Source organism: Microbispora sp. GKU 823, from assembly GCF_002027145.1.
Taxonomy (GTDB): domain Bacteria; phylum Actinomycetota; class Actinomycetes; order Streptosporangiales; family Streptosporangiaceae; genus Microbispora; species Microbispora siamensis.
The window spans coordinates 41216-52983 of the sequence record NZ_MWJN01000024.1; the positions used below are offsets into that span (position 1 = coordinate 41216).

The 11768-nt window shown below is 70.4% G+C and carries 10 protein-coding genes; 4 read left to right on the plus strand and 6 right to left on the minus strand.

Features of this window, described 5'->3' with window-relative positions:
• Positions 1-44: 44 nt before the first annotated feature.
• Genes B1L11_RS15305 through B1L11_RS15310 form a run of 3 tightly spaced genes read right to left on the minus strand, consistent with a single transcriptional unit; the run spans position 45 to position 3482 of the window.
• A complete protein-coding gene (locus B1L11_RS15305; protein ID WP_079315102.1) occupies positions 45-1067 on the minus strand; it encodes a LacI family DNA-binding transcriptional regulator in 1023 nt (340 codons plus the stop codon).
• Complete coding sequence (locus B1L11_RS50860) at positions 1051-1428, minus strand: fibronectin type III-like domain-contianing protein (protein WP_256862563.1); 378 nt, start codon at positions 1426-1428, stop codon at positions 1051-1053. Before B1L11_RS50860 ends, B1L11_RS15305 begins: the two co-directional genes overlap by 17 nt.
• Positions 1356-3482 (minus strand): glycoside hydrolase family 3 protein, encoded by a 2127-nt coding sequence (locus B1L11_RS15310; RefSeq protein WP_256862564.1) that lies wholly within the window; start codon positions 3480-3482, stop codon positions 1356-1358. The genes B1L11_RS50860 and B1L11_RS15310 overlap by 73 nt, the downstream gene beginning before the upstream one ends.
• 338 nt (positions 3483-3820) lie before the next feature.
• On the opposite strand from B1L11_RS15310, the gene B1L11_RS15315 reads away from it, so the two are divergent.
• From B1L11_RS15315 to B1L11_RS15325, 3 genes are read left to right on the plus strand one after another with little or no spacing between them, the layout of a single operon-like run.
• Positions 3821-5182 (plus strand): extracellular solute-binding protein, encoded by a 1362-nt coding sequence (locus B1L11_RS15315; RefSeq protein ID WP_256862565.1) that lies wholly within the window; start codon positions 3821-3823, stop codon positions 5180-5182.
• A gap of 2 nt (positions 5183-5184) precedes the next feature.
• Positions 5185-6105, plus strand: coding sequence for a carbohydrate ABC transporter permease (locus tag B1L11_RS15320; protein WP_079315104.1), 921 nt, complete (start codon positions 5185-5187; stop codon positions 6103-6105).
• A gap of 2 nt (positions 6106-6107) precedes the next feature.
• Positions 6108-7013: a carbohydrate ABC transporter permease gene (locus B1L11_RS15325; RefSeq protein WP_372974677.1), complete on the plus strand. Its 906-nt coding sequence runs from the start codon at positions 6108-6110 to the stop codon at positions 7011-7013.
• 10 nt (positions 7014-7023) lie between these two features.
• Here the strand turns inward: B1L11_RS15325 and B1L11_RS15330 are convergent, their stop codons facing one another.
• Positions 7024-8493 carry an ATP-binding protein gene (locus B1L11_RS15330; protein ID WP_079315105.1) on the minus strand — a complete coding sequence of 490 codons (1470 nt, stop codon included), beginning with the start codon at positions 8491-8493 and terminating at the stop codon, positions 7024-7026.
• Positions 8494-8723: 230 nt separating this feature from the next.
• Between B1L11_RS15330 and B1L11_RS15335 the strand changes: the two genes are divergently transcribed.
• Positions 8724-10436, plus strand: a complete 1713-nt coding sequence (locus tag B1L11_RS15335) for a fibronectin type III domain-containing protein (RefSeq protein ID WP_079315106.1) — start codon at positions 8724-8726, stop codon at positions 10434-10436.
• 48 nt (positions 10437-10484) lie between these two features.
• Here B1L11_RS15335 and B1L11_RS15340 read toward each other — a convergent pair whose 3' ends face one another.
• Both B1L11_RS15340 and B1L11_RS15345 read right to left on the minus strand, forming a co-directional pair.
• On the minus strand, positions 10485-10703 hold the full coding sequence (locus B1L11_RS15340) for a hypothetical protein (RefSeq protein ID WP_079315107.1): 219 nt from the start codon (positions 10701-10703) through the stop codon (positions 10485-10487).
• A gap of 145 nt (positions 10704-10848) precedes the next feature.
• Positions 10849-11766, minus strand: coding sequence for a formylglycine-generating enzyme family protein (locus tag B1L11_RS15345; protein ID WP_079315108.1), 918 nt, complete (start codon positions 11764-11766; stop codon positions 10849-10851).
• Positions 11767-11768 lie beyond the last annotated feature (2 nt).

Below are 11768 nucleotides of genomic sequence, written 5' to 3' on the forward strand. Positions count from 1 at the left end.
TTGCATTGTGCAACGTTCGACCCGGCCGTCTGCTTCCCCAGGCCTCACCCTCCAGTGTGCGCCGGTGCGGTCGAACCGCGCACCACCAGTTCCGTCGCGAGTTCGACGTGATGCGACTCGATCTGCTCCCCGGCCGCCAGGCGCAGCGCCGTACGCACCGCGACGGCGCCCATCTCCCGCAGCGGCTGCCGCACGGTGGTCAGGGGCGGCGAGGCCATCCGGGCGACCTGCGTGTCGTCGAAGCCCACGACGCTGAGGTCCTCGGGCACGCGCAACCCCCGCGCCCTGGCCGCCTCCAGCACCCCGAGGGCGATGTCGTCGCAGCCCGCGAAGATCGCCGTCGGCGCCTCGGGCAGGTCGAGCAGGGCCGCCCCGCCCGCCACGCCGTCGTGGTAGTGGAAAGTTCCGGTCCGCACGTACCCCGGCAGGACGGGCGCACCCGCGGCCTCCATGGCGGCTCGGTAGCCGTGCAGCCGGGCCTGGTTGCAGGCCGCGGTGGCCGGGCCGCCGAGATAGGCGACGCGCCGGTGGCCGAGCGCGAGCAGGTGCTGCGTCGCGGCCATGCCACCGGCGAAGTTCGTCGAGCCGACGCTGGTCACCCGGGCCCGCGGCAGGTTCAGCGGGTCGATCACGACCAGGGGCAGCCGCGCCCGGGCCAGGGCGGTGAGCTGCCCGGAGGTCAGTTCGCCGGTGACGGCGACCAACGCCCGCCGCCCGGCCGCGACCAGTTCGCGCGCCCACCCTCCCGTGCGGTCGGCGTTGCGCCGGATGCTCACCACGACGGCCACGTCGAGATCGGCGCCGGCCTGCACCGCGCCCTGGACGATCTCGGTGGAGTACGCGTTGAGGTCCGCGTCGAACTCCACCTCGATCGTGTCGGGCGCCACCTCACCGCGGCGCTGCGGCGGCGCGACGTAGTCGTGCTGCTCCAGCAGCGACAGCACCAGGGAACGCGTCTCCGGCGCGACGTCGCTGCGGCCGTTGAGCACCTTCGACACGGTCGCGACCGACACCCCCGCCGAGGCCGCGACCGTGGCGAGAGTGGCCCGCCTACGACTGGGCGGCATCTGTTCCTCCCTGCTCGGGGCCAGCCGGTCGCACCTCCACGGGAGTGACCAGCCGCCGGCCGCGGCCGACGTGGCGCAGCGGGCCGGTCAGCCGTACGCGGCCCCGGCACGGCAGGTCCGACGCGGAGGTGCCGACGAACACCTCGATGTCTCCGGGCTCGACGATCCGCCGCAGGTCGCGGCCGGTGAAGGCGGTCCTGTCCGCGTGCACGGCGAAGGTCGCCCGCGCGCTCTCGCCGGGCTCCAGCCGCACCCGGGCGAACCCGGCGAGCTGCCGCACCGGCCTGGTCACCTGGGCCAGCACGTCGTGCAGGTAGAGCTGGACGACCTCCTCGCCCGCCCGGTTCCCGGTGTTGCGCACGCGCACCGACACGGTGAACTCCCCGTCGGTGGGCACCTCCGCGTCGCTGATCTCCAGGTCGCCGACCTCGAAGGTGGTGTAGGAGGAGCCGTAGCCGAACGGGAACAGCGGCGTCGGGTCGAGGTTGCTGATGCCGTGGCTGTCGGAGCCCAGCGGCGGCTGCAGGTAGGTGCCCGGCTGCCGCCCGGGGTCCGCGGGATCTGCACCGGCAGCTTCCCGCTGGGCTGCACCCGGCCGGACAGGACGCCGGCGATGGCCGCCCCGCCCTCCTCGCCCGGCATGAACGCCTGGACGAGCGCGGCGGCCTGGTCACGCACCCGCCCCAGCGCGTACGGCCGGCCCGACACGACGACCACCACGACCGGCGTGCCCGTGGCGGCCAGCGCGAGCAGCAGGTCCTCCTGCGCCCCCGGCAGCCGCAGGTCCTCGGCGTCGCAGCCCTCACCCGAGGTGCCCTGCCCGAATAGCCCGGCGAGGTCGCCGACGACGGCCACGCACAGGTCGGACTCGCGGGCGGCCGTGAGCGCGGCGGCGAAGCCGGACCGGTCCTCGTCCCGCCAGTCGCAGCCCCGCTCGTGGACGATTTCGGCGTCCGGCAGCTCGGCCCGCAGCGCGTCGAGGAGGCTGGGCGCCTCAACGCCGAGCCCGAGGCCCGGGTGGCGCGGCAGCACGTGGTTGGGGAAGGCGTAGCAGCCCATGAACGTGCGGGGGTCGTCGGCGCAGGGCCCGACCACGGCCACCCGGCGCGGTCCCGGGCGTCCCTCCCCGAGCAGCGGCAGCGCGTCGCCCGCGTCGAGCAGCACGATCGACCGCTCGGCCAGCTCCCTGGCCAGCGCCCGGTTCGCGGGCGAGTCGAGGTCCACGGCGTCCGCGCCGGCCACCGACCCCTCCGGCGTCCAGTCCGGGTCGAGCAGCCCGAGCTGCACCTTCTGGGTGAGCAGGCGGCGCGCGGCCCGGTCCACCAGTTCCTCGGGCAGCTCGCCCCGCCGCACCCGCTCGGCCAGGTGCTGGCCGAAGCCGAGCGTGTCGGGCAGCTCGACATCGAGGCCGGCGGTCAGCGCGAGCACCCCGGCCTCCTCGTGGTCCGCGGCGACCTGGTGCATCTTCGCGAGGAACGCGATCGCCCAGTAGTCCGACACGACCGTGCCGGTGAACCCCCACTCGTCGCGCAGCACCTCGGTCAGCAGCCAGGGGTCGGCGGCGGCGGGCACGCCGTCCACGTCCGAGTAGGAGTTCATGACCGAGCGCGCGCCGCCCTCGGCGATGGCGGTCTCGAACGTCGGCAGGATCATGTCCATGAGCTCGCGCCGGCCCATCGGGACCGGGCCGTGGTTGCGGGCCGCCCGCGACGCGGAGTAACCGGCGAAGTGCTTGAGCGTGGCGATGACCCCGGCGTTCTCCAGGCCGCGCACGTAGGCCGCGCCGAGAGTCGCGACGAGGTACGGATCCTCGCCCATGGTCTCCTCGACCCGGCCCCAGCGGTAGTCGCGCACCACGTCAAGCACCGGCGACAGGCCCTGGTGGGCGCCCACGGCGCGCATGTCCCTGCCGATGGCGGCGGCCATCCGCTCCACGAGTTCGGGGTCGAAGGTCGCGCCCCAGGCGATGGCCGCCGGGTAGACGGTCGCGCCGTAGGTGGTGAAACCGGTCAGGCACTCCTCGTGGACCAGTGCGGGGATGCCGAGCCGGGAATGCTTCATCACCTCGCGTTGCAGCCGCACCACCTCCGCCGCGCCCTCCACCGCCGTCACCGGAGCGCTGCCGAAAACCCGTGTCAGGTGACCGAGCCCGTGGCGTGCGGCCTCCTCGATGGGCACCGTCCCCGAGGCGGCGAAGACGTCCTGCATGGGGGCCACGTTGTGCGCGTTGTCGGGCTCCACCTCCTCCGGGGACTGCATGTCGTTGCCGATCCACCGGCTGCCGAGCTGGCCGACCTTCTCCTCAAGGGTCATCTCCGCGAGGAGGGCCTCGACCCGGTCGGCCACGGGGAGTGCCGGGTCCTGCCACGCCCGGAGCGTCCCGTCCGCCGCGTGCGTCCGATCTGGGGCCGTCATCTGCTCTCCTCAAAAATGTTTCGAAACATTTCGGCGTCGCGGGCGGTTCTGTCGGCTTTCTTTCGACCGACCATGATCACCAGGTGAGACGCCTGTTCGTCGGTACTTTACACATGCCTCACGTTGAGCTGGAGAGGTCGTGAGAGCGCTCTTGACAGTCAGGTATCGCAAATCTAGATTGGCGTGCCACGCGGCTTGTGTCGAAATGTTTCGAACGAGCTGACTTCAAGAAGGAGTGGACAGTGGCACTGGGGTGCCGATCCACGTCGCCCCCGCCGCGTCCGAGAATTTTTCAACGAGCCGCGGCCAGCCTCGGCGTTCGACGTACGGAGATCAGCGTGGAGTCCAGGACATCATCCCGCCGCACCTTCCTCACCCTCTCCATGGGCCTCCCCCTCGGTGCCGCGTTGGCGGCCTGCGGCACGTCCGGCCCCGCCCCTTCCGGCGGGGGCGCCGGCGGCGCCACGGGCGGCAGCGGCGGCGGAGGGGCCAAGGCCACCTACTGGTTCCTTCAGGGCCCGCCCGGAGAGGCCCCCCGCACCGCGGCCGTCCAGCGGTTCAACAAGGCCAACCCCAACGGCCAGATCGAACTGACGACCATCCAGAACGACGCGTACAAGACGAAGATCAAGACCGCGATCGGGGCCAACCAGGCGCCCACCATCATCTGGGGCTGGGGCGGCGGCGGTCTGCGCAGCTACGTGCAGGCCGGCCAGGTCGAGGACCTCACCTCGTGGTTCGAGCAGAACTCCGCCGTGAAGGACCGGCTGTTCCCCTCCTCCTTCGGCGCGGCGACGATCGACGGCAAGATCTACGCGATGCCGTGCGAGACCGTGCAGCCGATCGTCCTGTTCTACAACAAGAAGGTCTTCGAGAAGGTCGGGGCGCAGCCGCCGCAGTCCTACGGCGACATCCTCGACCTGGTGAAGAAGTTCAACGCGGCGGGGATCGCGCCGTTCTCCCTGGCCGGCCAGTCGCGCTGGACGAACATGATGTGGCTGGAGTTCCTCTTCGACCGCATCGGCGGTCCCGAGGTGTTCCAGGCCGTCTTCGACGGCGAGAAGGACGCCTGGAACAACCCCGCCTCCATCGAGGCCCTGACCAAGATGCAGGAGCTCATCAAGGCCAACGCGTTCATCAAGGGCTTCTCCTCCATCACCGCCGACTCCAACGCCGACCAGGCGCTGCTGTACACCGGCAAGGCCGCGATGATGCTGCACGGCAGCTGGTCGTACGGCATCCAGCAGGCGCAGGGCGGAGACATCGTCCCCAGCGGCGGCCTCGGCTGGATGAACTTCCCGCCGGTCGACGGCGGCAAGGGCGACCCGAGCGACACCGTCGGCAACCCCGGCCAGTACCTGTCGATCTCCTCGAAGGCGACGCCCGAGCAGAAGGAGATCGCCAAGAAGTTCTTCGCCACCGGAGTCCTCGACGACCAGGAGCAGAAGGACTGGGTCGGCACCGGCGGTGTGCCGATCGTCAAGGGCTCCGACAAGCTGTTCGCCGGGTCCAAGGACGCCGAGTTCCTGAACTTCATCTACGGCGTCGCCAGCAACGCCAAGGTGTTCGCGCAGTCCTGGGACCAGGCGCTCAGCCCGACTGCGGCCGAGGTGCTGCTGGACAACATCGCCAAGCTGTTCCAGCTGTCGATCTCGCCGCAGCAGTTCGCGACGAACATGAACGCGGTCATCGGTAAGTAAGCATGTCCGCTATCTCTGCTCGAAGGACGTCGTCCGCCGCCGCGCACAAGGCGCGCGGCGGCGCCGTCCTGCCGTGGCTCGCCCTGCCGGCCCTGCTGGCCTTCGCGGCCTTCGCGCTGATTCCGCTGATCGGGGTCCTGCTGCTCAGCTTCACGTCCTGGGACACGCTGGGCGAGATCAAGCTGACCGGGCTCGAGAGCTGGCGGGCGGTGCTCTCCGACCCCGGCCTGCCGCACGCGCTGTGGGTGACGTTCCTGATCACGGCGCTCTCCTGGGCGGTCCAGACACCGGCCAGCATCCTGATCGGGGTGTTCCTGGCGGGCCGTCAGCGCTACCGCGAACTGCTCGCGGTGCTGTACTTCATCCCGCTGCTGCTCAGCTCGGCGGCCATCGCGATCACCTTCAAGGCGCTGCTCGACCCGAACTTCGGACTCGGCGCGGGGCTGCACATCGACCTGCTCAACCAGGACTGGCTCGGCACGCCCAGCCTCGCCATGGGCGTCGTGATCTTCATCGTGTCCTGGCAGTTCATCCCGTTCCACGCGCTGCTCTACCAGGGCGGCGTGCGGCAGATCCCGCGTTCGCTCTACGAGGCCGCGGAGCTGGACGGCGCGGGACGGGTCCGCATGTTCTTCAACATCACCCTGCCCCAGCTCAAGTACACCGCCATCACGTCCTCCACGCTGATGGTCGTCGGCTCCCTGACGTTCTTCGACCTGATCTTCGTGCTGACCGAGGGCGGTCCCGGCGACGCCACCCGCGCGCTCGCCCTGGACATGTACAAGCGCGGCATCCAGGCCAACCTCATGGGACAGGCCTGTGTGATCGGTGTCATCCTCGTTCTCGTGGGCCTCGCTCTGGCGCTGCTGCTGCGCCGGCTGGGCGGCCGCAACCCCAACGCCAGCCAGCTGGAAGGGGCCTGACCGTGACCGCGACCCACACCTCGAGGGCGGCCCAGCGCACTGCGGCGCCGGGGGCGCACGGACGCCGCCGGCCGAAGACGACCTCCCAGCGCCCCAACTGGCTTGCCGGGCTGATGGGCTGGCTGTGGCTGGCCGTGGTGATCATTCCGATCTACTGGATCGTGATCACCAGCTTCAAGACGCAGTCCAACTACTACATCACCAACCCGCTGGTGCCGCCCAGCGATCCGACCCTCGACAACTACCGGCTCGTGCTCGACCTGGACTTCCCGCTGTACTTCCTCAACAGCCTCCTCGTCGCCATCGGCACGGTCATCCCTTCGGTCCTGTTCGCGTTCATGGCGGCGTACGCGATCGTCCGGAGCGCCGGCGCCAGCCGCTTCCTCCGCGGCGTGAACTCGCTGTTCCTCATGGGTCTGGCCATCCCGCTGCAGGCGACGGTCATCCCGGTCTACCTGCTGATCATCAAGCTGCACCTCTACGACTCGCTGACGGCGCTGATCCTGCCGTCGGTCGCCTTCGCGATCCCGCTGTCGGTGCTGGTGCTGGCCAACTTCATCAGGGACGTGCCCAAGGAACTGTTCGAGTCGATGCGGATGGACGGCGCGACCGAGTGGAAGACCCTGTGGGGCCTGGCCTTCCCACTCACCCGGCCGGCCGTGGTGACGGTGTCGATCTACAACGCGCTGCAGGTCTGGAACGGGTTCCTGCTGCCGCTGATCCTCACCCAGAGCCCCGACAAGCGCACGCTGCCGCTGGCGCTGGCGGCGTTCCAGGGCGGGCCGTACGGCGTGAACGTGCCCGCCGTGCTGGCCTCCGTCGTGCTGACCATCCTGCCGATGCTGATCCTCTACACGGTCGGCCGCCGTCAGCTGCTCAGCGGCCTGACCGCCGGTTTCGGCAAGTAGACCGAGGGTTTCACGCCCCGCCGTACAGACGGCCCAGGTCGACGAGTTCCACGTCGGGCCGTCTGTCGGCGAGGCGGACCAGCGCGGCCGAGAACCCCGAGCGGGCGAACAGGAGCAGCTTGGGCAGGGCAGTGACCTTGCCACTGGGCAGTAGTCCGCGCAGGTGTTCCAGGCGTTCCAACTGAGGGACGTCGACAGGGGCTTCGGTGCTCTTGGCCTCGCCGATCGCGGTGATCCGGTCGGCGGCGAACGAGGCGGACTCCGTGACGACGACGTCGAGCTCATGTCCCCGGCGGTGCTCCCGGCACGGAAGTTCCGTCGGACGCACCGCGCTCGCGACCCCGCCGAGGGTGTCCGGTGAGGCGTGCTCGAAGCACCACTGCCGCGCGAGGTCCTCGAAATGCGCGCCGTAAATCTGCGAGGCGACGGTGTCCGCGTTGGCCTTCCAGACACGCTCGGCCCGCCCGGCGACCAACTCGGCCTCGTGGCGTTGGATGACGAGCTGGTGCAGGCGCACGACGGGCTCGGCGATTCGGTAGACGCTGCGCTTGCCCCGCAGGGCGTCGTCGATGTGCTCGATCAGCCCGATGTCCTCGAGGCCGGACAGCAGGTGGGCGAGGGCACTGCTGGGCCGCCCCAGCGCCGCCGCTATCTCCGAGCGCCGATGGTTGCCGGCGCTGATCGCGCTCAACGTGGCCGAGTACGAGGTCGGATCGGCGATTGAGGGCTCCTCCCGAAGCAGCAGTCCGCCTTCGCGGAACATCGCGGAGGCCGGGTTCAGCAGGCGCCGCTGAACCCAGCGGTCGAACTCGGCGATTCCGGCGGGCCCGGATCCCCCACTCATCTCCAGGTAGGCAGGGGTTCCACCGAGCAGGGCGTGCAGCCGGAACGCCAGCTCCGGATCGTGATCCACCCCCCAGAACGCCGCGGCCTCCCGGAACCTGAAGGGGCGGACCACCAGCTCCATGGCGGCACGGCCACGCAGGGGCGCACCCCCGGAGAGCAACTGCGCCATGGTCGTCAACGCGTTGCCGCACAGGATCATCCGGGTCCGGGTGTGCTGCTTCGCGTAGCTCAACGGGCTGAGCGCCTGCTGGAGGTAGGAGGGCAGCGCGGGCGTCGCCGAGACGAGATAGGGGAACTCGTCAATGATCAGCGGGGCGGCCTGGTCCTCCCCGAGCCGGAGTAGCTCCTCGATGGCTTCACGCCACGTGCGGAAGGCGACGGGCTGTCGCAGGCCACGATGAGCGGCATAGGCCGCCCCGAGGTCGGCGAGGTTCTGCGCCTCGGTCTGCTGCGTCGCGCCGAACAGGAACCCGCCGGTCTGCTGGGCAAGCAGTTCGAGCATGAGGGTCTTACCCTGACGGCGGCGGCCGTAGACCAACCCGAGCGTCGCCCCGGGCATGGGGGACGCGACGAAGTCGGCGAGATTCTCCCACTCGTTGTCCCGGCCGAACAGGCGTTCCGGCTTCTCCAGCAACGGCTGCTCCTTACAGGGAACGCTAATGATAGCTGTAACTATCATAGGCGCAGCTATCATTCCTTCCCCGCCCTGCCCCTTTTGGGTCTTGTACGGCCGTCTTTCCGGGGCTACGCTCGCCCAAAACTATTAGGAAACTTTCCTAAGGAAGGGAAGGCCACGCGACCGGCCGTCGTGTCACCCGACGCCTCCTCGCGGACGCCGATCGGCACCCCGGAAGGACGGCATTGATGAAGAAACGGCTGCTCAGCGCGCTGTTGCTCGCGTTGGGTCTCTGTCTCGCAGGAGTCGGGGCGGGCCCCGCCCCAGCGTCGGCGGCGTCCAGTGCGATGCTCGCGTACGCCGCCTGGGCGCCCAACACCTATTACGCCACCGGGACGCGGGTGACGTACAACGGCGTCGACTACGAGTGCATCCAGGCGCACACGTCGCTGACGGGGTGGGAGCCGCCCAACGTCCCGGCGCTGTGGAAGGCGCTCGGGAGCGGGGGCGGCGACACGACGGCCCCGTCCGTCCCGGCCGGCCTGCGGGTGACGGGCACCACGTCGAGCAGCGTGTCGCTCGCGTGGAACGCCTCCACCGACGACGTCGGCGTGACCGGCTACCAGGTCTATCGCGGCTCGCAACTCGTCACCACCGTGACGGGGACGACGTACACCGACGGCGGCCTGGCCTCGGGCACGACCTACGGCTACACGGTCAGGGCGCGGGACGCGGCGGGCAACGTGTCGGCGGCGAGCGCCGCCGTCTCGGCCACGACCGCCACCGGTACGGGTACGCCGGGGCAGCCCGGCGCTCCCACGGTGACCGGCAGCACCGACACGTCGATCTCGCTGTCGTGGACCGCCTCCAGCGGCACCGTGACCGGCTACCGCGTCTACGAGGGCACGACCCAGCGCGCCCAGGTCACCGGCACCACCGCGACCATCGGCTCGCTCGGCGCCTGCACCACCCACACCTACACCGTCAGGGCGTACAACTCCGCGGGCGAGTCGGCGGCGAGCGCGGCCGTCACCGGCACGACCACCGGCTGCTCCTCGGGCGGGGCGCTGCCCAAGCACATCCTCACCGGCTACTGGCACAACTTCGTCAACCCCGCCGTCGAGCTCAAGCTGTCGCAGGTGCCGCAGGACTACGACGTGGTCGCGATCGCGTTCGGAGAGGCGACCAGCACGCCGGGCCAGGTGACGTTCGCCCTCGACTCCGGCCTGTCCACCGCTCTCGGCGGATACACCGAGGCCCAGTTCAAGGCCGACGTGCAGGCGCTCAGGCAGCGCGGCCAGAAGGTCATCCTCAGCGTCGGCGGCGAGGCGGGCCACGTACAGGTGGCGAGTTCCGGGGCGGCCACGGCGTTCGCGAACTCGGTCTACTCGATCATGCAGACCTACGGGTTCGACGGCGTCGACATCGACCTGGAGAACGGCCTCAACGCCACCTACATGGCCCAGGCGCTGCGCGAGCTGCGGGCGAAGGCGGGCTCCGGGCTGATCATCATGATGGCCCCGCAGACCATCGACATGCAGTCGACCGGCATGGAGTATTTCAAGCTCGCGCTGAACATCAAGGACATCCTCACCGTCGTCAACATGCAGTACTACAACTCCGGCGCGATGCTCGGCTGCGACCAGAAGGTCTACAGCCAGGGGACGGTGGACTTCATGACCGCGCTGGCCTGCATCCAGCTGCAGAACGGCCTGCGCCCCGACCAGGTCGCGCTCGGCCTGCCTGCCGGTCCAGGCGCGGCCGGCGGCGGCGTCGTCTCCCCCGGCACGGTCACCAACGCCCTGAACTGCCTGGCGCGGCGCACCAACTGCGGGTCGTTCGTCCCCTCGCAGGCCTACCCCGACATCCGGGGCGCGATGACCTGGTCGATCAACTGGGACGCCTCGAACAACTGGAGCTTCTCCAGGACCGTCAAGCCGTTCCTCGCCACCCTCCCCTGAGCCACTGGACGCCCCGCACTCGGGGGTGCGGGGCGTCCAGTCGAAGCGTCAGGCGTAGAGGAACCAGAAGTTGCCCCCGCCGGTTCCCCACTCGCAGCGGAAGGAGGTCCACCACCCCCACTGGATGCCGAGGTTGCCGCCGTTGTAGCAGTCCGACTGGTAGTAGTAGGCGTACCGGATGCTTTCCGCGTGTGCCGGCGCCGTGGTGACGGACACCAGGCCGGCGGCCAGGGCGGCGGAGACGAGTAGAGCCCGTACCGTACGCATGCGATCCTCCCGGGATAGACGCCCACAGGGCGAGCGGCACCCGCACTATCGCATCGCTGATCACGAGCGGCCAGGGAGCGCCGGAGGACACGGCCCCCACCTGCCCGGCCGCCGGGGCGCGGCTGAAAGATTCACGAACCCCTGATCACAGGGCCACGGTGCGGAACCCGGCGTTGGCCATGGAGGAGTCGGGGGTGTTCGACGACCGCGCCGAGTTGCGGTAGCGGTTGCAGTAGGAGTCGTGGCACAGGAACGAGCCGCCGCGCAGCACCCGGGCCCCGCCGCGCAGCGGACCGCGCGGGTTGTCCGAGGGCGAGTAGACGTAGTAGTCGGGCGCGTACCAGTCCGCGCACCACTCCCAGACGTTCCCCACCGTCTGCCACAGCCCGTACGCGTTGGGCGCGAACGTACGGACCGGGGCGGTCGTGAGATGACCGTCGTCCAGGGTGTTCTCCGTGGGGAACACGCCCTGCCAGATGTTCACCCGCCACTCGTCCTGAGGCAGGTCGTCTCCCCAGGGATAGCGGGCGCCGTCCAAGCCGCCCCGGGAGGCGTACTCCCACTCGGCCTCTGTGGGCAGCCGCCGGCCCGCCCACGAGCAGTACGCCATCGCATCGTTCCAGCTCACGTGGACCACCGGGTGGTCGGGCTCGGCCTCCGACAGCCGCCCGGCGGGGTGACGCCAGTCGGCGCCGCGCACGCCCACCCACCAGGGGGTGCCGGGCACCGGCCCCATCACGTCGTCGGGGTGGGCGCGCATCGCCAGGTGGAATACGGCGGAGAAGCCGTACTCCTCCGCCTCGGTGCGGTAGCCGGTCGCGTCGGCGAAGGCGGCGAAGTCGGCGACCGTCACGGTCGTGGCGTCGATCGAGAACGGCGCCACCGTGACGGCGTGGACGGGCGTCTCGCCGTCGCCCGGGTTGCCGTCGCCGGTGGCGTCGCCCATCCGGAACTCCCCGCCGGGCAGGCGCACCTGCTCGATCCCGTGCCGGCCCTCCGCCGTGAAGCGGACCGGCTCAAGGGGCTGTCCCGGCGTGGCGGGCGTGCAGCAGCTCCCCGACATGG